The sequence below is a fragment of the Kaistia granuli DSM 23481 genome, from assembly GCF_000380505.1.
In the GTDB taxonomy this organism is placed as follows: Bacteria; Pseudomonadota; Alphaproteobacteria; order Rhizobiales; family Kaistiaceae; genus Kaistia; species Kaistia granuli.
Window position 1 is genome coordinate 339,132 of the sequence record NZ_AQYH01000006.1, and the last position, 24,175, is coordinate 363,306.

General features: G+C 66.1%; 23 protein-coding genes. 16 read left to right on the top strand and 7 right to left on the bottom strand.

Features of this window, described 5'->3' with window-relative positions; genetic code table 11:
* Positions 1 to 10: 10 nt before the first annotated feature.
* From G342_RS0109210 to G342_RS0109230, 5 genes are all read right to left on the bottom strand, one after another.
* On the bottom strand, positions 11 to 997 hold the full coding sequence (locus G342_RS0109210) for an aldo/keto reductase (RefSeq protein WP_018182843.1): 987 nt from the start codon (positions 995 to 997) through the stop codon (positions 11 to 13).
* 224 nt (positions 998 to 1,221) lie between these two features.
* Positions 1,222 to 2,082: a substrate-binding periplasmic protein gene (locus tag G342_RS0109215; RefSeq protein ID WP_018182844.1), complete on the bottom strand. Its 861-nt coding sequence runs from the start codon at positions 2,080 to 2,082 to the stop codon at positions 1,222 to 1,224.
* Positions 2,083 to 2,112: 30 nt separating this feature from the next.
* Positions 2,113 to 2,901 (bottom strand): ectoine/hydroxyectoine ABC transporter ATP-binding protein EhuA, encoded by a 789-nt coding sequence (gene ehuA, locus G342_RS0109220; RefSeq protein WP_018182845.1) that lies wholly within the window; start codon positions 2,899 to 2,901, stop codon positions 2,113 to 2,115.
* Positions 2,898 to 3,647 (bottom strand): amino acid ABC transporter permease, encoded by a 750-nt coding sequence (locus tag G342_RS0109225; RefSeq protein ID WP_018182846.1) that lies wholly within the window; start codon positions 3,645 to 3,647, stop codon positions 2,898 to 2,900. Before G342_RS0109225 ends, ehuA begins: the two co-directional genes overlap by 4 nt.
* Before the next feature lie 477 nt (positions 3,648 to 4,124).
* Positions 4,125 to 4,949: an IclR family transcriptional regulator gene (locus tag G342_RS0109230; protein WP_018182847.1), complete on the bottom strand. Its 825-nt coding sequence runs from the start codon at positions 4,947 to 4,949 to the stop codon at positions 4,125 to 4,127.
* Positions 4,950 to 5,197: 248 nt separating this feature from the next.
* Between G342_RS0109230 and G342_RS0109235 the strand changes: the two genes are divergently transcribed.
* From G342_RS0109235 to G342_RS0109295, 12 genes are all read left to right on the top strand, one after another.
* Positions 5,198 to 6,928, top strand: a complete 1,731-nt coding sequence (locus G342_RS0109235; RefSeq protein ID WP_018182848.1) for an IlvD/Edd family dehydratase — start codon at positions 5,198 to 5,200, stop codon at positions 6,926 to 6,928.
* 7 nt (positions 6,929 to 6,935) lie between these two features.
* Complete coding sequence (locus tag G342_RS0109240; protein ID WP_018182849.1) at positions 6,936 to 7,712, top strand: SDR family NAD(P)-dependent oxidoreductase; 777 nt, start codon at positions 6,936 to 6,938, stop codon at positions 7,710 to 7,712.
* Positions 7,712 to 8,734, top strand: coding sequence for an AraD1 family protein (gene araD1 / locus G342_RS0109245; protein ID WP_018182850.1), 1,023 nt, complete (start codon positions 7,712 to 7,714; stop codon positions 8,732 to 8,734). The genes G342_RS0109240 and araD1 overlap by 1 nt, the downstream gene beginning before the upstream one ends.
* 100 nt (positions 8,735 to 8,834) lie before the next feature.
* On the top strand, positions 8,835 to 9,854 hold the full coding sequence (locus G342_RS0109250) for an ABC transporter substrate-binding protein (protein WP_018182851.1): 1,020 nt from the start codon (positions 8,835 to 8,837) through the stop codon (positions 9,852 to 9,854).
* Positions 9,855 to 9,929: 75 nt separating this feature from the next.
* Complete coding sequence (locus tag G342_RS23710) at positions 9,930 to 11,030, top strand: ABC transporter ATP-binding protein (protein WP_051094187.1); 1,101 nt, start codon at positions 9,930 to 9,932, stop codon at positions 11,028 to 11,030.
* Positions 11,027 to 11,923: an ABC transporter permease gene (locus G342_RS0109260; RefSeq protein ID WP_018182853.1), complete on the top strand. Its 897-nt coding sequence runs from the start codon at positions 11,027 to 11,029 to the stop codon at positions 11,921 to 11,923. The genes G342_RS23710 and G342_RS0109260 overlap by 4 nt, the downstream gene beginning before the upstream one ends.
* Positions 11,920 to 12,732, top strand: a complete 813-nt coding sequence (locus G342_RS0109265; protein ID WP_018182854.1) for an ABC transporter permease — start codon at positions 11,920 to 11,922, stop codon at positions 12,730 to 12,732. Before G342_RS0109260 ends, G342_RS0109265 begins: the two co-directional genes overlap by 4 nt.
* A gap of 517 nt (positions 12,733 to 13,249) precedes the next feature.
* Positions 13,250 to 14,788: an ABC transporter substrate-binding protein gene (locus tag G342_RS0109275; RefSeq protein ID WP_018182856.1), complete on the top strand. Its 1,539-nt coding sequence runs from the start codon at positions 13,250 to 13,252 to the stop codon at positions 14,786 to 14,788.
* Positions 14,789 to 14,874: 86 nt separating this feature from the next.
* Positions 14,875 to 15,822, top strand: coding sequence for an ABC transporter permease (locus G342_RS0109280; RefSeq protein ID WP_018182857.1), 948 nt, complete (start codon positions 14,875 to 14,877; stop codon positions 15,820 to 15,822).
* 13 nt (positions 15,823 to 15,835) lie between these two features.
* Entirely contained in the window at positions 15,836 to 16,759 is a 924-nt protein-coding gene (locus G342_RS0109285; protein WP_018182858.1) for an ABC transporter permease, read from the top strand.
* Positions 16,756 to 17,769 (top strand): ABC transporter ATP-binding protein, encoded by a 1,014-nt coding sequence (locus G342_RS0109290; RefSeq protein ID WP_018182859.1) that lies wholly within the window; start codon positions 16,756 to 16,758, stop codon positions 17,767 to 17,769. The genes G342_RS0109285 and G342_RS0109290 overlap by 4 nt, the downstream gene beginning before the upstream one ends.
* Positions 17,766 to 18,605, top strand: coding sequence for an ATP-binding cassette domain-containing protein (locus G342_RS0109295; protein ID WP_018182860.1), 840 nt, complete (start codon positions 17,766 to 17,768; stop codon positions 18,603 to 18,605). Before G342_RS0109290 ends, G342_RS0109295 begins: the two co-directional genes overlap by 4 nt.
* 179 nt (positions 18,606 to 18,784) lie before the next feature.
* Here G342_RS0109295 and G342_RS0109300 read toward each other — a convergent pair whose 3' ends face one another.
* Together G342_RS0109300 and G342_RS0109305 are read right to left on the bottom strand one after the other, a co-directional pair.
* A complete protein-coding gene (locus G342_RS0109300; protein WP_018182861.1) occupies positions 18,785 to 19,777 on the bottom strand; it encodes a GntR family transcriptional regulator in 993 nt (330 codons plus the stop codon).
* The gene (locus G342_RS0109305) at positions 19,774 to 20,535 is read right to left on the bottom strand and encodes an SDR family NAD(P)-dependent oxidoreductase (RefSeq protein ID WP_018182862.1); all 762 of its coding nucleotides are present in this window, start codon (positions 20,533 to 20,535) and stop codon (positions 19,774 to 19,776) included. Before G342_RS0109305 ends, G342_RS0109300 begins: the two co-directional genes overlap by 4 nt.
* 65 nt (positions 20,536 to 20,600) lie before the next feature.
* Between G342_RS0109305 and G342_RS0109310 the strand changes: the two genes are divergently transcribed.
* Genes G342_RS0109310 through G342_RS0109325 form a run of 4 tightly spaced genes read left to right on the top strand, consistent with a single transcriptional unit; the run spans position 20,601 to position 23,929 of the window.
* On the top strand, positions 20,601 to 21,776 hold the full coding sequence (locus tag G342_RS0109310; protein WP_018182863.1) for an N-acetylglucosamine-6-phosphate deacetylase: 1,176 nt from the start codon (positions 20,601 to 20,603) through the stop codon (positions 21,774 to 21,776).
* Positions 21,777 to 21,778: 2 nt separating this feature from the next.
* The gene (locus G342_RS0109315; protein WP_156830867.1) at positions 21,779 to 22,237 is read left to right on the top strand and encodes a hypothetical protein; all 459 of its coding nucleotides are present in this window, start codon (positions 21,779 to 21,781) and stop codon (positions 22,235 to 22,237) included.
* Positions 22,234 to 22,722, top strand: a complete 489-nt coding sequence (locus G342_RS0109320) for a hypothetical protein (RefSeq protein ID WP_018182865.1) — start codon at positions 22,234 to 22,236, stop codon at positions 22,720 to 22,722. Before G342_RS0109315 ends, G342_RS0109320 begins: the two co-directional genes overlap by 4 nt.
* Before the next feature lie 58 nt (positions 22,723 to 22,780).
* Positions 22,781 to 23,929: a DSD1 family PLP-dependent enzyme gene (locus G342_RS0109325; RefSeq protein ID WP_018182866.1), complete on the top strand. Its 1,149-nt coding sequence runs from the start codon at positions 22,781 to 22,783 to the stop codon at positions 23,927 to 23,929.
* Positions 23,930 to 24,175: the final 246 nt, after the last annotated feature.

Here is a 24,175-nt window from a genome sequence, read left to right on the forward strand (position 1 = left end):
CGCGGGAAACCTACCAGCGCTGGTGGACGTGCGGCTTGATCAGCCGGTCGTAGATCTCGGAGATCCGGGCCAGCGTCTCGGGCGCGATGGCCCCTGCATCGCTCGCGGCCGCGTTCGACTGTGCCTGCGCCTCGTTGCGCGCGCCCGGGATCACCACCGACACGGCCGGCTGCTGCAGGATCCAGCGCAGCGCGAAGGTCGACATCGCCATCCCCGCCGGCAGCAACGGCCGCAACTCCTCGACCGCCGCGAGCGCCACGTCGAACGGCACGCCGGCGAAGGTCTCGCCAACGTCGAACGCCTCGCCGTGACGGTTGAAGTTGCGGTGATCATCGGCCTTGAACGCCGTGTCGCGGGTGATCTTGCCGGAGAGCAGGCCCGAGGCGAGCGGCACGCGGACGATGACGCCGATATTCTTCTTGATGGCCTCGGCGAAGAACAGGTCCTGCGGGCGCTGGCGGAAGATGTTGTAGATGATCTGGACGGTGGCGACGTTCGGATACTCGATCGCCTTCAGCGCTTCTTCGACCTTCTCGACCGAGACGCCGTAGTGGCGCATCTTGCCCTTGGCGACGAGGGCGTCGAGTTCCCCAAAGAAATCCGGACGGTAATAGACATCGGTCGGCGGACAATGCAGCTGGACGAGGTCGAGCGTCTCGACCTGCAGATTCCTAAGGCTACGATCGAGGAAGGCCTCGATATTGGCGCCGGTATAGCCGTCGGCGACGTGCGGGCTGAGCCGCCGTCCGGCCTTGGTGGCAACGAACGGGCGGACGCCGCCGCGCTCTTTCAGCACCTCGGCGATGATCTTTTCCGAACGACCGTCACCATAGACGTCGGCGGTGTCGATGAAGGTCACGCCGGCATCGAGCGCGGCGTTCAGCGCTTTCTTGCCATCCGCCTCGCTGACGTCGCCCCAGGAGCCTCCGATCTGCCAGGCGCCGAAGCCGATTTCCGATATCGAGGCGCCCGTGCGCCCCAGCTGACGGTTCTTCATGTCTTGCTCTTTCTTCGTGTTCCGCGCGGCGAGCGCCGCCTCTCCCTCAGCGCATCGAAAGCCGGGCGGCTTCCGCGGGCCGGCCGCCGGGGAAGGCGGCCGGACGGCGCGCGCCTACCCTTGCGCGACTTGCACCAGGAAGCAAATGCAATGCAGGCCGGCGGGAGCAGGCCTGCAAGGACATTGTGCGGAACGCCGCCGTGCGGGAAGGCGGCGGCAGCCGATCAGTTCTTGACCGGGAAGAACCAGAGATTGCGGTCGGTGTAACCGAACTCCTTGATGATGGCCGACATCGTGCCGTCGGCCCGGATTTCGGCGAGCGCGCGCGAGATCGCGCTGTTCAGATCGACATCCTCCTTGCGCAGCGCGTAGCGGGCATAGCCGTATTCTTCCGGCAGCGGCTCGTAATCGGCAACCAGCTCCATGGCGGCGTCGGGATGCTTCTTCAGGAACTGGCCGACCTTGATGTCATCCTCCATGCCGACGTCGAGGCGACCGGCGATGATGTCGGAGAACTCGGCCTCGTTGCTGGTGTAAAGCTTGAGTTCCTTCAGATCGGTCCGCTTCTCGAGCAGGCCGTGATTGACCGAACCGCGCAGCGTGCCGACCGTCTTGCCGGCGAAATCGTCCCAGCTGTGGATGTTGAGCGGATTGCCCTTCGCCACCGTGACACCCGAGCCGTACCAGTAGGACGGGCCGGTGAAGGCCAGCACCTTCAGGCGCTTCTCGTTCTCGTGCAGATTGTCGACGATGACGTCGCCCCGGTTCGAAAGCAGCGTCGGCACCATGGCGTCGAAGGGGATCAGCGACCAGGTGACCTTGTCGATGCCGAGGCGCTTGGTGATCTCGCGGAAGATGCGGACGTCGGTGCCGTCATATTCCTTCGTCTTCTCGTCCTGGAACGTGTTCGGCGGATCGGCGGCGATCAACAGGGTGATGCCATTGTCGATCGCGCGCTGATAGGAACCGTCGCCGCCATGATAGGTGGCATTGCCGACGCCGATGTCGCCGGCCATGGCGACGGAACCCGTCATCATGCCGGCCACGACGGAGGCGAGAACCAAGCCCTTGAATTTCACTGCCATATCCCCTCGTTGTTATTGATTGAGCAGCGTCTATCGACTGGGCGCTGCGCCCATTTCCCTGTTCCGTTCCAGAACGGATCGAAGAAAATCCTGGGTCCGCTCCTGCTTGGGGGCGGAGAAGAGCTCGTGCGGTTTGCCGGTCTCGACGATGCGGCCATCGGCCATGAAGACGACCCGGTCCGAGACGTCGCGGGCAAAGCCCATCTCATGCGTGACGACCACCATGGTCATGCCCTCGTCGGCCAGCGCCCGCATCACGCGCAGCACCTCGCCGACCAGCTCCGGATCGAGCGCCGAGGTGACCTCGTCGAACAGGATCGCCTTCGGCCGCATCGCCAGCGCGCGGGCAATGGCGACACGCTGCTGCTGGCCGCCGGAGAGTTCGTGCGGATAGGCCTGCGCCTTCTGCGACAGGCCGACCTTCTCCAGCAGCGCCATCGCGATGTCGGTCGCCTCGCCGCGGGAACGGCCGAGGACATGGACCGGCGCGACCGTGATGTTCTCCGTGACGGTCAGATGTGGGAACAGGTTGAACGACTGGAACACCATGCCGACCTTGGCGCGGATCGCCTCGATCTGCTTCTCGCTGTCGACGATGAGCTTGCCGTCCTTCTCGTAGCGATAGACCGGCTGACCCTCGATCGAGATCGTACCGCTGCTGATGTCTTCCATGTTGTTGATGCAGCGCAGCATGGTCGACTTGCCGGAGCCGGACGGGCCGATGACGCAGACCACTTCCGCCCTATCGACGGTCAGCGAGACGTCCTTGAGGACGTGGTGCGAGCCGAAGCTCTTGTTGATGCTTTCGAGGCGGATCATGACTTGGTCGTCCCTTCGACGGCTTCAGTCCCCGCGACGGGAGCGACATCGGACACCACGACGGGCGGACGCCGGGCGCCGATCGCCATCCGCTTCTCCAGCCAGCGCACCAGCAGCGCCGCCGGATAGGAGAAGAACAGGTAGATCGCCCCGATGATGGTGAAGACGGTGAAATACTGGAAATTCGTCGACGAGATGATCTGACCGGTGAAGATCAGCTCGCGGACCGTGACGATCGACACCAGCGACGTGTCCTTGAACAACGAGATGCAATAATTGCCGAGCGGCGGCACGACGACACGAATGGCCTGCGGCAGGATAATCAGGCGCAACATCTTCCGACGCGACATTCCGAGCGCCTTGGCGGCCTCGACCTGGCCGTGCGGGATGGCGACGATGCCGGCGCGATACACCTCGGCCAGATAGGCGGAGTAGTTGATCGACAGGCCGATGACGCCGGCCATGAACGGATCGAAGCGGATGCCGAAGGCCGGCAGCACGAAGTAGATGTAAAAGAGCTGCAGCAGGCACGGCGTTCCGCGCACCACCTCGATATAGAACGAGGCAGCGATCCGAAGAATTCGCGAGCGGCCGATCTTTGCCAGGGCCAGCAGAAGCCCGAGCGGCAGCGCAATCAACATCACGCAGAAGGTCAACTGCAAGCTGATCGCGGCGCCGCGCATCAGATCGGGGAAATAGTCACCGATGCCTTCGAAATTGAACAGATTGATGAATGTCGTCAGCACGGGACGCCTTCCGGATCCGGGAAAGATGCACAGCTTGTTCTTCGGGCAAGCCGGCTCCCTCGGCGCCCCGCGAGAAGCTCCGTCTGGATCCGACTTTTATTCTGTAATGCAGAACAGTGTTCTGTAATTCAATGCTAGGTTCGCAGAAGACGAATGTCAACGCGCCATTTTCCTGCACGGAAGGTCGAGGCAAACAACGTTGGGCGGCGGGATATATAGTTCGGACACCTGCTTTAAAACTCGGCAGGCAGCCTCGGAAACCGGCAGGCGCAAGCAACCCGCGCCGCGAGCCCGAAAGCCCAGCGGATACGCACGTAACGACAGGAAGCGACCGCCAGCAGCGGTGTGGGCACACGCGCTGAGACGAAAAGCGGCGTCGACCGGCTCGGAGCACTCCGAACCGGAAGCCACGACCGCCACGCCCTGCCCAGTCCTTCGGCACGGTCCGCGTGTGACCGGTCGATCGGAAGAATTCGGCTAGGTCTGGCTTTCCGCCCATGGCCGGGCCGCCCAGGCCTCGGCCGCGCTCGGCCCGCCCAGTGCCCGCGAGATCAGATCGGCGTGCTGCACCAGCGGCCCAGCGATCTTGTCGACCGATTCCAGCGGCAGCAGCTGCTTGAGCGTCGTCACGGAGATGGCGCCGACGGTCTGGCCGCCGCGCCCGAACACCGCCGCGGCGACGCAGATGATGCCGGCGTGATCTTCCTCGTCGTCGAGGGCGTAGTGGCGCGCGACGATCCGGTCGAGATCCGCGTCGAGTGCCTCCAGCGTGCTCAACGTATGCGGCGTCCGGGCCGGATGGCCGACCCGCTCGACCAGCTCGAGCGCCTTGTTGCGCGGCATGGCCGCCAGCAGCACCTTGCCGACGCCTGAGCAATGCGGCCGTTCGCGACGGCCGAGCGCGGCGTCGAAGCGGATGGCGCCGGGCGCGTCGACGCGGCCGATCACCACGGCGAAGCCGTCATCCATCATGGCGACGCGCGAAGTCATGCCGATCATCTGGGTCAGGTCGCGCAAAACCGGCAGCGCGACTTCGGCGAGCCCGGTATTGGCGACGGCGAGATCGCCGAGCCGCAGCAGCGACAGGCCGAGGCGATAGCGGCGCGTCATGCCCTCGCCGACATCGGTGACGACGCCGCGCGCCCGGAGCGTCACCAGAATGGCGTAGGCGGCCGGCTTGGAGAGGCCGATGTCGCGGGCAAGATCGGTCAGTCGCGCGCCGGCCTGGCCGCTTTCGGCGATCTTGTCGAGGAGATCGAGGGCGCGGCCCAGGCTCTGCACCCTGTAGCGTTCATCGGTCATGCCTGCCTCGCGCTCCTCTTCCCACGTCTTTCGTGCCGCGTCCTGGCCCACGGCTCGTCGCCGGCCTTTGGCATCAGAGAACAATATTTTTCAATGCGGAACTTCTAACAGCCAAGCTTTGCCGGGCCAAGCGCTTTTGCAAGCCCGCGCTCCCTTGCGGAAGCTCTGTTGACTTGGATCGGGAAAGGGCTCAGCATCATGTAATACAAAATAGTGTTCTTCAATAAGAAACAAATTCCCGAGGCAACATGGCTGACGAGCCGCGCAAATATCGCTCCACATCCTGGTTCGGCGGGGCGGGCAAAAACGCCTTCATGCATCGCAGCTGGATGAAGAACGAAGGACATCCGCCGGATGTCTTCGACGGCCGCCCGGTGATCGGCATCTGCAACACCTGGTCCGAGCTGACGCCCTGCAATGCGCATCTCAGAACGATCGCCGAGCATGTGAAGCGCGGCGTGTACGAGGCAGGTGGCTTCCCGCTCGAATTTCCGGTGATGTCGCTCGGCGAGAGCAACATGCGTCCGACGGCGATGCTGTTCCGCAACCTCGCCTCGATGGATGTCGAGGAATCGATCCGCTCCAACCCAATCGACGGCGTCATCCTGCTGGTCGGCTGCGACAAGACCACGCCAGCGCTGCTGATGGGGGCGGCCAGCTGCGACCTGCCGACCATCGCCGTCTCCGGCGGCCCGATGCTGAACGGCAATTTCCGCGGCAAGGCGATCGGCTCCGGCACGCATGTCTGGAAGTTCTACGAGGACGTGAAGGCCGGCCGCATGTCGGTCGACGACTTCCTCGCCGCCGAGCAGGGCCAGAGCCGCTCGGCCGGCAGCTGCATGACCATGGGCACCGCCTCGACGATGGCCTCGATGGTCGAGGCGCTGGGGATTGGCATGCCGGACAACGCCGCGATCCCCGCCGTCGATTCCCGCCGCGCCATCCTGGCGCAGGAATCCGGCCGCCGCATCGTGCAACTGGTGCGCGACGACGTGAGGATGTCGAAGATCCTCGTGCGCGAGGCGTTCGAGAACGCCATCCGCGTCAACGGCGCGATCGGCGGCTCGACCAACGCCGTCATCCACCTGATCGCCGTCGCCCGCCGCCTCGGCATCGACCTGTCGCTGGACGACTGGGACAAGTTCGGCCGCGACGTGCCGACCATCGTCGACCTGATGCCGTCCGGCCGCTACCTGATGGAAGACTTCTATTACGCCGGCGGCCTGCGCGCCGTCATGCGCGTGCTCGACGAGCACGGCCTGCTGCATGGCAACGCGCCGAGCGTCGCCGGCCCGACCATCGGCGAGATCGTCGCCGATGCGCCCAACTATAATGGCGAGGTCATCCGCTCCTTCGAGGAGCCGCTGACGCCGCAGGGCGGCATCGCCGTGCTGCGTGGCAACCTCGCCCCCGGCGGCGCCGTCATCAAGCCGTCGGCGGCGACCGAGGCGCTGATGCAGCATCGCGGCCGCGCCGTCGTGTTCGAGACCATCGAGCACTACTACCAGCGCATCGACGATCCCGATCTCGACATCGACGCCAGCTCGATCATGGTGCTGAAGAACTGCGGCCCGAAGGGCTATCCCGGCATGGCCGAGGTCGGCAACATGCCGCTTCCCGCCAAGCTGCTGCAGCAGGGCGTCACCGACATGGTGCGGATTTCCGACGCCCGCATGAGCGGCACCGCCTATGGCACCGTCGTCCTGCACACGGCGCCGGAAGCCGCCGCCGGCGGTCCGCTGGCGCTGGTGCGCGACGGCGACATGATCGAGCTCGATGTCGCCGGCCGCCGCCTGCATCTCGACGTCTCCGACGCGGAGCTGGAAGCGCGGCGGGCCGAGTGGAGCCCGCCGGCGCATGAAGGCGTCAACGGCTACCAGAAACTCTTCGTCGAACACGTTCTGCAGGCCGACGAAGGCTGCGACTTCGACTTCCTGCTTGGCAAACGTGAAGCGGGCATTCCCCGCCATTCCCATTGAGGCGCTGATGGAACACGACTTCCCCTTCGCGGTGTATCCCAGCCTGGACGGCCGCGTCGTCTTCATCACCGGTGGCGGCAGCGGCATAGGTGAAAGCCTGGTCCGCCATTTCTGCGCCCAGGGCTCGATCGTCACCTTCGTCGACATGGCCGAGGAAGCCTCGCGCGCCGTGGTCGAGAGCGTGCAGGCCGAGGGCCATCGCGCCCCCGACTTCATCCCCTGCGACCTGCGCGACATCGAGGCGCTGCAGGCCGCCATCCGTGCCACGCAGGATAAGCACGGCGCCATCCGCGTCCTGCTCAACAATGCCGGCAATGACGACCGCCATCGCACCGAGGACGTCACGGTCGCCTATTGGGACGACCGCGTCGCGGTCAACCAGCGCCACCAGTTCTTCGCGGCGCAGGCCGTCAGGCCGATGATGCGGGACGCCGGCGGCGGCTCGATCATCAATTTCGGCTCGATCACCTGGATGGTGGGCGACGCCGATTGCCCGGCCTATGTCACCTCCAAGGCCGCCATCACCGGTCTGACCCGAGCGCTGGCGCGCGAGTTCGGTCCGGAGCGCATCCGCGTCAACTGCATGATCCCGGGCTGGGTCATGACGGAACGCCAGATGCGGCTCTGGCTGACGCCGGAAGGCGAACGCCAGATCGCCGATCGCCAGTGCCTGCAGGACCGGGTCCAGCCGTCCGACATCGCGCGGATGGCGCTGTTCCTGGCGGCCGACGACAGCCGGATGTGCACGTCGCAGAATTTCATCGTGGACGGGGGTTGGGTTTGATGCGCGGCGTAGAGCAAGGCCAGACACGTCTGGTGCAGTTCAAGACCGAGGCCGGCGCGCGCAAGGTCGCCGTCGTCGGGGCCGACGGCGAGACGCTGTCGCCCTTGCAGGGCTTCGCGACCGTGCACGAGCTGGCGACGCGCAGCCTGGAGACGGGCACCGGGCTGGAGGCGCTGGTCGCAGCCCTCCCGCGCGAGGCCGCGATCGACTATGAAACCGTCCTGAAGGCCGGGCGCGTGCTGCCGCCGCTCGATCATCCGGAGCCGGCGCGCTTCCTGATCACCGGCACCGGGCTGACGCATACCGGCAGCGCCACGGCCCGCAACCGCATGCACATGGTCACGCACGGACCGGACGCCGACGAATCCGATTCCATGAAGATCTTCCGCATGGGCCTCGAGGGCGGCAAGCCGGCCGAGGGCGAGATCGGCATCCAGCCGGAATGGTTCTTCAAGGGCGTCGGCACCTGCGTCGTGCCGACCGGCGCGCCGCTGGAACTGCCGGGCTTCGCGCTCGCCGGCGCCGAGGAGGCCGAGATCGTCGGCCTCTACATCGTCGGCCTCGACGGCCAGCCGCGCCGCATCGGCTACACGTTGGGCAACGACTTCTCCGACCACATCACCGAGGGCAAGAACTACCTCTACCTCGCCCATTCCAAGCTGCGCGAATGCTCGCTCGGCCCGGAGCTTCTGCTCGGCGAGCTGCCCGAGGAAGTAACCGGCCATGTCCGGGTCATCCGCGACGGCAAGGTGGTCTGGGACGAGACGTTCCTGTCCGGCGAAAGCCACATGTCGCACTCGATCGCCAATCTCGAGCACTACCACTTCCGCTATCCGATGTTCTGCCGGCCGGGCGACCTGCACGCCTATTTCTTCGGCGCGGACGCGATGAGCTACGCCTCCAACGTCAAGACGGAGGTGAACGACGAATTCGAGATCGTCTCGCCAACCTTCGGCAAGCCGCTGCGCAACCGCATGGTGGCCGGGCCCGAGGAAAAGCGGGTCTCCGTAACGCCGCTCTGACGGCGGCGGAGCCTGGACTGACGGAAACAGACGAGAGCGCCAGCCTTCACCGCGGCCAAGGCGCTCCGCAACACCCAACACCAGCCAGAGGAGATTTGTCGTGACCGGTTTGAAACATATTCTAGGCGCCGCAGCGCTGGCGGCCGGGCTGTGGGCTTCCACCGCCTCGGCCGAGACGCTGCGCGTGCTGGCCTGGGAAGGCTATGCCGACCCGGACTGGGTAAAGGACTTCACCAAGGAGACCGGCATCGACGTCGATGTCGTCTTCGTCGGCAGCGACGACGAGATCTGGGCCAAGATCAAGGGCAGCGAGGGCAAGGATTTCGACGTCATGGCCGTCAACACGGCCCAGCTGCAGCGCTATATCGACGCCGACCTGGTCAAGCCCTGGGACCTTTCCAAGATCCCGAACCAGAAGGACGTGCTGCCGCGTTTCCAGGATCTCTCCAAGATCACCGGCATGACCCGCGACGGCAAGGTCTACGGCATCCCGTTCTGCTTCGATTCGATCGGCCTGATCTACGATACCGACAAGGTGAAGACACCGCCGACCTCGATGAGCGTGCTGTGGGATCCGCAATACAAGGGCAAGGTGCTGGCCTATGATAATGGCGAGCACAATTTCTCCTTCACCGCGCTGACCGAAGGCATCGAGAACCCGTTCCAGCTCACGCCCGAACAGCTCGACAAGATCAAGGCGAGGCTGATCGAGCTGAAGCCGAACGTGCTCAGCTTCTACACGACGGCCGACGAGGCGCTGCAGATCTACCAGAACAACGACGTCGCGCTGATCTGGGCCAATTACGGCCAGCAGCAGCTGAAGGCGATGCAGAAGGCCGGCGCCCATGTCGCCTATGTCGCGCCGACGGAAGGCTCGCTCTCCTGGCTCGACAACTGGGCGATGACCAGCGGCGTCAAGGACGAGTCCGCGGCGGCGAAGTGGGTCAATTTCCTGCTCGACAAGAAGGTCGGCGCCCAACTCTCCGAGCGCACCGGCTTCGGCAACACCGTCGTCGCCAGCGCCAACGCCAACGACAAGGACAAGCTGGTCTGGCTCGAAAGCGTCGAAGACCCGTTGAAGCGGTCGGACCTCTGGAACGAGATCAAGGCGGCGCCGTAGCGTTTCCGAACGATAATCCAACCCGTCCGCCTGGCGCGGACGGGTCCTTCTCCCTGCCGATGGTCCGGAATGACGATGAACGAAGCCGGTGTGCTCCTGAAACTGCGGTCGGTTTCGAAATCCTATGGCGCGACCGCCATCCTGCACAATGTCGATCTCGATGTCCGCGACGGCGAGTTCATCACCATTCTCGGGCCCTCCGGCTCGGGCAAGACCACCATCCTGCGCCTGATCGGCGGCTTCACGAAGCCGTCCGGCGGCGAGATCCTGCTCGACGGCCGCGACATCGCCGCGATGCCGATCAACCAGCGCCCGTTCAACACGGTGTTCCAGGACTACGCGCTGTTCCCGCACCTTACCGTCGAGGGCAATGTCGGCTACGGCCTCGCCGTGCGCGGCACGCCGCGCGCCGAGACCGCCAAACGCGTCGCCGACGCGCTCGAACTCGTGCAACTCGGCCCGCTCGGCAAGCGCTATCCGGCCCAGCTTTCCGGCGGCCAGCGCCAGCGCGTGGCGCTCGCCCGCGCCATCATCTGCCGACCCCGCCTGATCCTGCTCGACGAACCGCTCGCCGCCCTCGACGTCGAGTTGCGCCGCCACATGCAGACTTTCCTGAAGTCGATCCAGACCGAGATCCGCACCACCTTCCTGTTCGTCACGCATGACCAGGAAGAGGCGATCGCCATGGCCGACCGGATCTGCGTCATGAATGCCGGCCGCATCCAGCAGATCGGCTCGCCGCACGAGGTCTATTACCGGCCGAGCTGCGAGTTCGTCGCCAAGTTCTTCGGCGAGAACAACCTCATTTCTGGCACGCTCGGGCCGGCCAACGGCCTGACGCGGGCGATCGAGACCCGGGCCGGCCGCGTCCTCTGCTCCGTCGAGGGCCAGCCCGACATGGCGGCGGCGCCCGTGGGAAGCCGGGCCTTCGCCGTCTGTCGCCCCGAGGCGGTGGCGATCGGCGACGAGGCGGCGGGCGAGAACCGCTTCGTCGTGTCGATCGACCAGGTCGCCTTCGCCGGCGCCTCGACCATGGCGACCGCCAGTTCCGTCGATGACCCGACCTTGTCGCTCAAGGCCCGCATCCCGAGCCGACCGGACGGATCGACGCTGTCGCCGGGCGACGCCGTCACCTTCGTCGTACCGGCCAATGCCTGCCGCCTGGTGCCGGCATGAGCGGGCGTGTCGCCGACGCCGCCACCAATCCCGGCGCCCATGTCGGTCCCAGCCGGCTGGCACCCTGGCTGGCGATGCTGGCGGCCTACGCCGTTCCGGTCTTCTTCGTGCTGGCGCCGCTGACGCTGTTCCTCGGCTATTCCTTCTTCAGCGTCGACCAGGGCGACATCGTCTTCACGCCGACGATCGCCAATTATGTCCGCTTCTTCACCGATCCGATCTTCCTGCCGATCTTCTGGCGCACCTGCCTGCTATGCCTCGCCGTGGCCGTGCTCTGCGTGCTGTTCGCCTTCCCGGTCGCCTATTTCCTGACGACGCTGCGCGGCCGCCGCCGCTACACCTTGCTGGTGCTGCTGCTGGTGCCGCTGCTGATGAGCTACGTCATCAAGATCTATGCCGTGCGCAGTATTCTCGGCGGCAACGGCATGCTCAATAAGGCGCTGCTGGCGACCGGGCTGATCGACCAGCCGTCCATGCTGTTTGTCTTCAATCTGAACGCGGTGCTGCTGACGCTGACCGTGCTCTTGATTCCGTTCGCCGTGCTGCCGATCTTCCTGTCGCTCGAACGGATCCCGAAGGCGCTGCGCCATGCCTCTGCCGATCTCGGCGCCAGCGGCGCGCAAACCTTCTGGCGCGTGACCGTGCCCCTCAGCATGCCGGGCACGCTGTCGGCGATGAGCTTCGTCTTCGTACTGGCGATCGGCGACTTCCTGACCCCGCAAATGGTCGGCGGCCAGTCCGGCTTCACCTTTGGTCGCATCATCTACAGCCAGTTCGGAACCGCCTTCAACTGGCCCTTTGGCGCGGCGCTCTCGGTCATCCTCGCCGCCGTGGTGATCGTCGCGATCCGTCTCGGCGGCCATGCCGAACGCCGGCACGGAGGCGCCCGATGATGCGCCTCGCCGACCGGCTCGCCCCCGCTTTGCTGATGCTGATGACGCTTGTCGTCTTCGTGCTGCTCTACGGCCCGCTGATGGTGCCGATCGTCTCGTCCTTCTTCACGGTCAGCCGCGGCGCCGTCGACTGGTCGCAGCCGACCCTCTCGGCCTATGTCGCGCTGATGGCGAACGAGAGCGTCCTGAACGCGCTCTGGACCACGCTGATCGTCGGCGCCGGCGCCGTCATCTGCTCGGTCGCGCTCGGCACCGGCATCGCGCTCTACTACACTTCGCCCCATGCCAAGGGGCGCGCCTTCCTGCAGTTCATCATCTTCCTGCCCTTCCTGATGCCGCCGATCATCACCGGCCTGGCACTCCTGATCTTCTTCCGGCAGGTCGAGTTCGAGCGCTCGCTGGTCACCATCATCATCGGCCATACCGTGTTCGTGCTGGCGCTGGTCTACCGCACCATCCTGACGCGGCTGCAATCGCTGAGCGAAAGCCTGGTCGAGGCGTCCTACGACCTCGGCGCCAGCCGCTGGCAGACCTTCCGCCTCGTGCTGTTGCCCAACCTCTCCAGCGCCATGGTCGGCGCGGCGGTGCTCGCCTTCGCGCTCTCCTTCGACGAGACGATGATCACGCTGCTGGTCACCGGCACGCAAAGCACCCTGCCCGTCCGGCTGTGGGCGATGATGCGGCTCGGTTTCACGCCCGACATCAACGCCCTGGTGGCGCTGGTGCTGCTGTTCACAACTATTCTGTGCCTGGTGGCGGTCCGCTTCCTGATGCCGAAATCGGCGATCGAAGGCAGCGACGAGGACTAGGCCGGCGCGGCGGCAGCGCCCGGCGCGCCCTCCCCGATCCAGCGCATTGCGCAACGGCCCCCGCGAAATCCACAATCGATTCCGGCCTCGCCGGCGCTCGGCATGTTCCGGCGCCGGATGCGCGAGGTCGTGTGCCGCGCTGCGGCGGCCTAGGGCAAAGCCACCCGATTATTCCATATAATGGAACGCTGGATCGCAACCACTTACGGCTCGCGGGCGCGTGGAACGCCGCTTCCGGGAAGCTACTTGCAATTCCGCCGCATCCTCTTCAAACTGTTCCAGTGTATCAATAATTTCTATTCCACATAATGGAACGGAATGATTGTCGTGTCGGGAGGAGTTGGGTTTCACCAACAGGATATCACCGCCGGGATCGTCAGATCCATGGTCACGGGGATTGCCCTCGCGCTAGCGAAACGACCGCGTCGCAAGATGCGGACGAAAATGAATGTGACCCGATAGATCACACCACCGAGAGACGTTGAGCGTCCGGTACTTCCAGAAGGGAAATTGGGACATGCAGGGAAAACTGAATCCGATTGCCAAGCGCCTCGGCCTGATGAGCGCGGCGGCGGCGATCTTCGCGAGCGCCTTCGGCGCCGCCGACATGGCCGAAGCCGCCTCGCCGCGCGCGGCCGAGAACAAGATGGTCCTCGTCGCCAGGCAGGATCCGGGCACGCTCGACTTCGTCAAGAGCAACCTGACCGCCATGCGGCTGTGGATCCCGGCCAACGTCGTCGAGCCGCTCGTCTTCTTCAACAAGGACGGCAGCGTTTCGCCGGGCGTCGCCGAGAGCTGGACGATCAGCGACGACAAGAAGACCTACACCTTCAAGATCCGCGAGACGACCTTCTCGAACGGCGCGCCGGTGACGGCCGAGGACGTCATCTATTCGCTCAACACCATGAAGGCGAGCCCGGTCGTCGACTACGCCGCTGCCTATGAGGCGGTGACGGCGATCGAGAAAGTTGACGACCGCACCGTCAAGGTGACGCTGTCGCGCCCGAGCCAGAACTTCTGGCGTGGCATGGGCGCCATCTCTGGCCTGATCCAGCCGGAAGCCTCGGCCTCAACGATCGCCACCAATCCGATCGGCACTGGCCCGTACAAGCTGAAGACCTACACCACCAACAGCACGTTCGAGTTCGAAGCCAATCCGAGCTACTGGGGCGAGAAGCCGGCGGTCGCCAACGTAACCGTCCGTATCATCACCGACGGCACGGCCGGCCTCAACGCGCTCGAAGCCGGCGAAGTGGATTCGCTGCCCGTCATCACCATCGACCTCTGGGAACAGCTCTCCAAGCGTGAGCTCGACAAGAAGTTCACGCTGGTCACCTATCCGCAGGTCGGCGAGCCGACCTACGCGGTCTTGAACCAGAAGCTCGACAAGGACCTGCGCGAGACCATCGCCAGGACGCTCGACCGCCAGTCCTACAACGACGCTTTCGGCGCCGCCTGGGGCGCGGAGAACACCTGCACCTTCGCGCTGCCGAACCAGGTCTGGTACTCGCCCGAAAACGCGGAAACCTGCCCATTCCCCTATGACATGGAAGGCGCCATGGCGACGATCGCCGAGAAGGGCTATGCGAGCACGCCGCTCGAATACGCCTCCCTCAGCGACGTGCCGGACCTGTCGCTGCCGGCCGACATCATGGTGCCCGCCATGCAGGCCGCCGGCTTCAACGTCACCCGTAACGCCATCGACCTCGCCCGCTATTCGCAGCTGATCTTCCAGGGCCGGCCGCCGCAGTTCGACGTGACGATCATGTCGGGTGACGCCAACCCGGTGCAGTGGGCCTGCCCGGATCCGACCAAGGCCGGATGGAGCACCTACTGCTCCGCCGAGTACACCAAGGCGCTGGCCGACGCCGACGTCGCCCTGACCGACGAGGACTATGCGGCGCAGATGAAGAAGTCGGCCGACATCCTGCGCAAGGACGCCGTCATCGTCCCGCTCATCGCCAAGAAGGGCGTCGGCCTCTTCAATCCGGAGCTGAAGGGCTTCCAGGAGCCGCGCGTCGGCGTGGCGATCGAGATGGGCAAGCTGCACTGGTAGGCTTGCCTCGATAGACATCCAGCCGCCACCGCACCGAGTGGTGGCGGCTGCGACCCGCCGACCAGAGCTCCAGCTGGAAGAGTTGAATGGCGATCTACGTCCTGCGCAAACTGGTGTTCTTCCTGGGCGCCATCTTCATCGCCTCCGTGGCGATCTTTCTCCTGATCCGGGGCGCCGGCGGCAACGTCGCCGCGGTCGTGCTCGGCAAGGGCGCGACGCCCGAGGCGATCAACGCGCTGGCGCACAGCTACGGCCTCGATCGCCCGCTCTTCGTCCAGTATTTCGACTGGGTCGGCAACATGCTCTCCGGCGACCTCGGCCGCTCGTTCCGCACCAATGAGCGCGTCGCCGATCTCGTCACCGCGCGGCTTTCCGTTTCCATTCCCCTCGCCCTTTCCGGCCTGATCCTCGGCCTGATCATCGCCATTCCCGTCGGCACCTATGCCGCGCGCAATGTCGGCACGCCGTCCGGCGCCATCCTGGCGCTGGTGAGCCAGATCGGCGTCGCCGTGCCGGTGTTCTGGGCCGGCATCCTGCTGTCGCTGCTGTTCGGCGTTCGCCTCGGCTGGCTGCCGACTGGCGGCTGGACCGAGTGGTCGGTGAGCCCCTGGGGCGCCATCCGCTCGCTGGTGCTGCCGGTGCTGTCGCTCGGCCTGATCATGGCCGCCGTGCTGATCCGCTATGTCCGCTCCGCTGTGCTCGACGTCATGAACCAGGACTATCTGCGCACCGCGCGCGCCGTCGGCATGACCCGCACCGAGGCGCTCTTGAAGGTCGGCCTGCGCAATGCCTCGCTGCCGCTCGTCACCATCGTCGGCCTGCAGATCGCCGAGCTGATCGGCGGCACCGTCATCATCGAGACCGTGTTCTCGCTGCCGGGCCTGAGCCGGATGATGCTCGCCAACGTCGCCGCCCGCGAGGTGATCGTCGTGCAGTCGACCGTGATGCTGATCATCATCTTCGTCATCGGCGTCAATCTTCTCGTCGATCTCCTCTACGGCATCCTGGACCCCCGGGTCCGGTCGACACGGTAAGCGGGAGAACGCCATGATGACCCTAAGCAAATCCACGCCCTCCGCCGCCCCGGCCGACGGTCCCGCCACCTCCGGCGTGCCGATCTCGCCGCCGGCGCGCAAGCGCCGCCGCAGGCTGCCGCGCAACGCCTCGCTGATCATCGGCCTCGTGCTGACGGCGATCTTCCTGACGGTCGCGCTGGTGTCGTTGTTCTACCTGCCGTCGAACCCCAACATCCCGGTGATCCGCAACCGGCTGCTGCCGGCCGGCACGCCCGGCCACTGGCTCGGCACCGACGTGCTCGGCCGCGACATCATCGCCCAGTTGATGGTCGGCGCCCGGACCTCGATCCTGGTCGGCGCCGGTGGCGCGACGCTGAGCCTGCTGCTCGGCACCATCGCGGGCCTGGCGGCGGCCGCCTCTGGCAAGATCACCGACGAGGCGATCTCGCGCGGCGCCGACATCATGCTGTCGATCCCCGGCATGGTGACGGCGCTGGTGCTCGCAGCCACCATGGGCTCGGGAGCGCTCACCACCATTCTGGCGCTGACCGCCTTCTTCACCCCCTCCTTCACCCGCGTCATCCGCTCCGCCGCCATGGGCGTGCTCAACGAGGACTTCATCACCGCCGCCAAGCTCTATGGCCGCGGCAAAATCTTCGTGCTCGCGCGCCATGTGCTGCCCAACATCGCCGGCGTGATGATCGTCCAGTTCACGCTCTATTTCGCCGCCGGCATCCTGACCGAGGCCGGCCTCTCCTATCTCGGCGTCGGCGTGCACCGGCCGTCGATCTCCTGGGGGCTGATGCTGAACGAAGCCCAGCAGCAGGTCGGCGTGTCGTCGCCGCTCGCCATCTGGCCGGGTCTCGCCATCGTGCTGATGGTGCTTGGCCTCAACCTGCTCGGCGACGGCCTGCGCGACGTGCTCGACCCGAAGCTCGCCCGGAGGGCGTCATGACCCAGACCAACCCAGGCCGGGCCAACGCTCTCGAGGTCAGGAACCTCGTCGTCCACAATTCGGCGCTGACGGCCGTGCGCGGCCTCGACTTTACCCTGCCGGCCGGCGGCCGCATGGGCCTCGTCGGCGAATCCGGCTCGGGCAAGACTCTCACCGCGCTGTCGCTGATGGGCCTGCTGCCGATGGGCTGGCAGGCGAATGGCAGCGTGCTGCACGACGGCGTCGACCTCGTCACCCAGTCCGACAAGGCGCTCTCCAGCCGCCGGGGCCGCACCATCTCCATGGTGTTCCAGGATCCGCTTTCGTCGCTCGATCCCGTGCGGCGCATCGGCTTCCAGGTCTCGTCGGTCATCCGCCGCCATACCCAGGCGAGCCAGCAGGAGGCCGATCGGCAGACGCTCGAGCTGTTCCGCCAGATGTCGCTGCCGCGGCCGGAACAGCTGATGCGGGCCTATCCGCACGAGATCTCCGGCGGCCAGCGTCAGCGCATCATGATCGCCATGGCGCTCGCCTGCTATCCGCAGCTGATCATCGCCGACGAACCGACGACGGCGCTCGACGTCACCGTGCAGAAGCAGGTGTTGCGCCTGCTCAACAATGCGGTGCAGGAGCGCGGCTGCGCGCTGATGATGATCACGCACGACCTGCCGATCATCGCCGCGATGTGCGACATGGTCGCCGTCATGTATGCCGGCCGCATCGTCGAGATCGGCCCGGTAGCGGAGGTGTTCCGCACGCCCCGGCACCACTACACCAAGGGCCTGCTCGACTCGCAGCCGACGATGGACAACATCGCCCTCGACGGCAGCTCGCGGCTCGCCTCGATCCCCGGCATGGTGCCGCCCCTGCAGAGCCTGCCGAAGGGATGCGCCTTCCATCCGCGCTGCGCCGCCGCAACCGAAAAGTGCCGCACGACAATCCCGACGCTCGAAGGCGATCAGCGCCGCGCCGCCTGCTGGCACCCGCTCGGGGCCGAGGCCGCCGCAGACGCCGAGGTGAAAGCGCAATGAACGCCACCCTGCACGACAACAAGCTGACGCCGCCGCTGCTCGAGATGCGGCAGGTGACGCAGACCTACATGCTGAGCCGCAAGACGCTGCTCGGCGCGCGGCCGTCGCTGACGGTGCTCGACAATGTCAGCTTCGACGTCCGCCCCGGCGAGGCGGTCGGCCTGGTCGGCGAGTCCGGCTCCGGCAAGACGACGCTGACGCGCATCCTGACCGGCATGGAGAAGCCGCGCGAGGGGCACGTCTTCTACAATGGCGCCGATGTCTGGGCCGGTGACGCCGAACGCTGGCGGAATTTCCGTCGTTCGGTTCAGGTGGTGATGCAGAGCCCTCGTTCGTCGCTCGACCCGAGGATGCGCATCGGCCTGTCACTCCTCGAGCCGCTGCGGGCGCTGAAGATCGAGGGCGACCATGTCGCCCGCGTGCACGAGGTGCTGGACCAGGTCGGCATGACCCGGCAGGCGCTGGAGCGCTATCCGCACGAGTTCTCTGGCGGCCAGCTGCAGCGCATCGCCATCGCCCGCGCGCTGATGCCGGCGCCGAAGGTGCTGATCGCCGACGAGCCGGTCTCGGCGCTCGACGTCTCGATCCAGGCGCAGGTGCTGAACCTCTTGAAGGACCTCGTCAACGAGCTCGGCCTCAGCTTGGTCTTCATCGCGCATGACCTCTCGGTGGTCGCCTACACGACGAGCCGCGTCTCGGTAATGTCGGCGGGAAAAATCGTCGAGGTCGGCAAGCCGATGGACCTGTTCACCCGCCCGCAGGCGGAAGCGACGCGCAACCTCGTCGGCGCCATCCTGACGGTCGAGGCCGGGCTAGCGGGGAACGCGCTGGGGTAGTTCATTCCCTGCCCCGTCGTGGTCCGCCTCCGCCGAGGTGGTTCCGCCCTCTCCTCACGCTCCCCGTCATCCCCGCGAAGGCGGGGATCCATACAGCCGAAGCCTTGGCAGTTTCACTCGTCCACCAATCCAGCTGAATGGATCCCGGCTCGGGGGCCGGGATGACGGCGAGCGTATCCCTACGCCTGAAACCGCGCCGCAAAACTATGCACCGCCGGCGGTCTTTGCCGGTCGGCGAGGTTGGCCTCGATGCTGGGCAGGATCTCCGCCATCCACGGCGCGCTGTCGACGACGAAGCCGGGGCCCTTCTGGTCGAGCAGGAACGGATAGATCTTCGCCTCCGGCAACACGCCTCGGATCAGCGGCCGCCAGCTCTCGTGCACGTGGCCACAGACTATGTCCGGCCGCAGGCGCTCGACCGCCGAAAGCAGCGTCGCCGTATTGCCGACGTCGATCTCCTGGTTGACGGCGATGATCTCAATGTCCTGCGGCGTCGGTGCATCCGCCGCCGCAGCGCGGAACGCCGAAAGCCGCGCCGCCTGCTCGTTCGAGCCGATCTCGGAATCGAGATAGAGGAATTTCAGCCGCGCGCCGCCGAGCGCTGCGAACATCGCGGCGAAGGCCGGGCCATAGTCGAGCCGGTAGGTGTGGAAGCGCGCGCCGTCAAGGCTGGCATCGATCAGGCTGACCTGGCTCGAAACGACGTCGAGCGCCTCGAGCCGGGTCTCTCGCGTGAAGCCCGTCAGCACGACGGCGTCGAGCGCGTCCCACATGCCGGTAGGCATGCGCTCGTCGGTGAACGAGCCCATGACGAATTCGTGCCCCGCCGAGACGATACCCTTCTCGAATGCCATCACGAGACGGGTGTAGAAGGCGTTATCGAAGATGCCGCCGCCGACGATGTCGCGATTGTAGAAGAAACCGATGCGCCGGTGCGCCTCGGCCCAGGGCGTCGCGACCAGGAAGGAGCCCCGGCCGACCTGACGGCGGATAATCCCTTCGCTCTCCAGATCCTTCAGCGTCTTCACGACGGTGATCAGCGAGAAATCGCAGAACCGGACGATCTCGTTCTGCGACTCGATCCGGTCGCCCGCCTTCAGCCCGGCCTGTTTCCAGCGCCGGAACAGCGTGTCGCGGAGCTGGAGATGGCGAGGCGAGGCTTCGATCGTCAAACCGGCGGTTCCCACGTCTTCTGGATGGCGAGGATGCCGCCATCGACGAACAGCATCTGCCCGGTGATATAGCCCGCGGCCGGCGAAGCAAGGAAGACTGCCGCGCCGCCAACATCCTCCGGCTGGCCGATGCGGCCGAACGGGATCTGCGCGTTGAGCGACTTGCGCACGCCCGGTGTGTCGAGGCCGCGCTTGGTCAGCGGCGTCTCGACGATGCCCGGCCCGATGCCGTTGACGCGAATGCCGCGACCGGCGAGCGATACGGCGAGCGAGCGCACCATCATCAGCACGGCGCCCTTGGAGGCGTCATAGGCGACGCTGTGGCGCTCCGCCATCACCGAATTGGTCGAGCCGACGAGGACGACGCTCGCCCCTTCCTGGCCGGGTGCCAACTTGCGGACGAAGGCCTGCGTCGCGAACACATAGGCCTTCACGTTCAGATTGAAGGTGCGGTCGAACAGCTCCTCGGTCAGATCGTCGAACGGCGTATCGAGGAAGGTGCCGGCATTGTTGACCAGCGTGTCGAGGCGGCCAAGCTTCTCGTGCGCCTGCTCGACCACCGACCGTGCGCCGTCCGCCGTGGAGAGATCAGCCTGGACGAAATGGCACTCGGTCAGCGCCTGAAGCTTTGCGAGAGCGCCATTGTCCGGCAGATGCGAATTGATCACCAGCCGGGCGCCCTGACGGGCGAACGCCTCGGCGATTCCATATCCGATGCCGTGGGTCGAACCCGTCACCAGAACGCAGGGCTGCGCCATTTCTTTCTCCTTGCTGGACCAGATTATTTTGTTAGCATGATAACATCATAACGATGGAAATTCCGATGCGCGTCAAGCAGAGATGGTCTGAGGTCACAATCGTCACGCCCGAGGGCCATCTGGCGAGCGACCTGCTCGTCGAGGCCGGGCGCATTGCCGGCCTGGTGCCGCGCAGCACGGTCGTTAGCGACGACTGGGAGGCAATCGACGGCAAGGGCGCTGTCCTCTTCCCCGGCATGATCGACCTCTTGCAGCACGGCTTCGGCGAGCACCTCTACAACGACACCGAAACGGGCGCGGTCGCCGCCAATTCGCTAGCGTTGCTGCGCCACGGCGTCACCGGTTTCCTGCCCTCGATCAGCTGCCTGCCGCCGGCGAGCATGGAGGGCGTGCTCGCCCGCCTCGCCGCCCAGTGCGACGAGGCCAAGGGTGCGCGGGCGCTCGGCGTGCACAGCGAGGGGCCCTGCTTCGGCTCGCCCGGCGCGCACAATCCGGAAAACATCGTCGCCCCGAGCGCCAATCTCGCGGAGCGCATGCTCTCCGCCACGGCGGGCAGGCTCAAGGCCGTCACCGTCGCGCCGGAGCGCGAAGGCGCCGAGGATTTCATCCGCGTGCTGAAGCGCGCCGGCGTCTCGATCCATCTCGGCCACAGCCTCGCGCGGCCGGAACATGTGCCGCGCTATGTCTCGTGGGGGCTCGACGCGGTGACGCACATGTACAACGTCATGCCGACCTATCCGCCCGTCGGCATGGGCATGCATGTCGTGTCGCTGACCGACGCGCTGCTTTCCGAGCCGACGCTGGCGCTCGGCCTGGTCTGCGACGGCATCCATGTCGATCCGCAGCTGGTCCGCCTGCTGGCGCAGCTTCCCGAGGACCGAGTCTTCCTCGAGACCGACGCGATGAAATATGCCGGCACGCCCGGCAAGACCTTCGAATTCTATCCGGGCTACGTCGTCACCAGCGCGCCCGGCAAGGCGGTGCGCGACACAAAGGGCGGCCTCTGTGGCTCGTCGCTGGCGCCCGACGAGGCGATGCGCAACTATCTCGCCTTCTCCGGCAAGGACCTCGTCCGCGCCGCCCATGCGACCAGCCTGGTGCCGGCCCGCGTGCTGGGGCTGGAAAACGAGATCGGCAGCCTCGAACGTGGCAAGCGTGCCGATTTCGCGGTGCTCGATCCGACAACACTGTCGGTCAAGGCTACCTGTGTCGGCGGCGAAGTCCTGTACGGGAGCGTGTGAGCATGGCGAGCCAAGAGAGCCCGATGCGCTACGAGGAGGACGGCAACGTCCATCTCGATTTCCACGGCGCCGCCAACACGACGATCGACTTCATCGTCGAGCGCTTTGGCGTCGAGGCGATGGACGAGATCTTCCGCAAGGTCGGCCGCGACGTCTATGTCAGCATCCGCAACGATCTGATCGCCGGCGACACGCGCCAGCTGGTGCGCCACTGGCGCCATTTCTTCGACCGCGAGAGCGGCGACTACGACATCGAAGTCGGCGACGACCAGATCGTGCTGACGGTGCGCCGCTGCCCGGCCTGGCACCATGTGAAGGGCCTGGTCGGTCACGTCTCGCCGCATTTCTGCGACCAGACCAGCCGCACGAATGAAGCGATGGCCGAAGGCTCCCCCTATGCAATCGACACCGAAATCACCGGCGAGGGTTCGTGCCGGCAGGTCATCCGGAGGCGGGCATGATCCCGAGCGACCACTTCACGCGCTTCTACAACGAGGTCTTCAAGTTCCTGGAAAGCCAGGGCGAGGAGGCGCTCGAAGCCTATTGGCTGGCGATCTCCAAGAACCAGGAACGCCACATCCTCGAGCTGATCGAGACCCAGGGCCTCGCCGGCATGTACGAGTACTGGTCGCACATCAAGATCGAGGAAAACTGCGACATGGACCTCGATTTCAACGAGGACCGGCTGGAACTCCGGATGAATGTCTGTCCGAGCCTTTCCAAGGTGATGGACAATGACGCCGCGCCGATGGAGCGCTATTGCGATCACTGCGCCGGCTGGATCGGGCCGATCATGGACAAGACCGGCTACCACATGGTCTACGACGTGATCGACCGCAAGAAGCCGCAATGCGTGACGAGGATCTTCAAGGATCCCGCCAAGGCGCGCGCGGCCGAGAAGGACGCCAAGCTCCTGATGGGCTGGCCCGGCCACAAGGTCGGCTGAACGAAAACACGAGACGCACTCCGCGCCTTCGCGCCGGATGGCGCGGGGGAGAGACGGAATGAGACGCGGCGTCGCCGGGCTGAACGAAACGCTGATCGGCGCGCGCGGCGGCCGCACCAGGCTGGAAACCCCGGCGCTGGTGCTCGACGCCGACGCGTTCGAGGCCAATCTGCAGGCGCTGACCGGCATGGCGCGCGCCGCCGGCCTTGGCCTCCGCCCGCACGCCAAGTCCCACAAATGCGCTGCCATCGCCAAGCGCCAGATGGACGCCGGCGCGCTCGGCATCGCCTGCGCCAAGACCGGCGAATTGCTGGCCCTGTTCGAGGCGGGCATCCAGGAGCTGATGCTGACGGCCCCGGTCGTCAGCCGCCGCAAGATCGATCGGCTGACCGAGGCGGCCGCCCGCGGCGCCGAGATCACCGTCGTCGTCGACCATCCGACCCAGATCGCCGACTACGCGGCCTCCGCGCGCGAGGCCGGCGTCCGTCTCGCCGTGCTGGTCGAGTGCGATGTCGGCCAGCGCCGCACTGGCGTCGCCAAGCCGGAGGCCGCCGTCGCGCTCGCCCGGCAGATCGCGGAACAGGACTCGCTCGTCTTCGCCGGCGTGCAGGGCTATGCCGGCTTCGTCCAGCATGTCTTCGACCACGAGGCCCGCAGGGCGGAGAACCGCCAGGCCATGGGCCGCCTGCTCGCCATCGTCAACGCCCTCGACGAGGCGGGGCTGCCGCCGGCGATCGTCACCGGCGGCGGCACCGGCAGCCACCTGCTCGATCTCGAGGACAAGGTGCTGACCGAGGTCCAGGCCGGCTCCTATGTCTTCATGGACGAGGATTATCGCCGGGTCGACCTGCACGGATCGGGTGCGGACGTGTTCGGCACCGCCCTTTTCGTCGTCGTCACCGTCATCGCCCACAATCTGCATGGCGATGCCATCGTCGATGCCGGCACCAAGAGCTTTGCCGTCGACGGCCCGCTGCCACGCGCCTATCTCGACGGCCGCGAGATCGGCACCATCACCTTTGTCGGCGACGAATTCGGCCGGCTGGAGACGGCACCAGGCAAGCCGGCCCCGGCGCTCGGCACCCGCCTCGAATGCACCGTGCCGCATTGCGACCCGACCGCCAATCTGCACGATTTCCTGCATGTCGTGCGCGCCGACAGGCTGGAGGACATCTGGCCGATCGAGGCGCGCGGCCTGTCGGACTGAGTTCTGGGCGGACCGTCGGCGCCCCTGCGCACCTTGCCCTCAAGATCTTTCGAATGACGGGAAGGTCGCCGCGTCGCCCCGGCGGAGGCCAGGGCCCATAAACACCAGCCGAGCAAACCGTGCCCGCATCTGGTCACAGGCCTGAGTGTCTAGATCCCGGCCTTCGCCGGGATGACGGCGCGGGGGGACGCCGGCGCTGTGCCAAGTCTCTCAGGGACGGGCGAAGAAAGACTTTCGCCGCCCGAT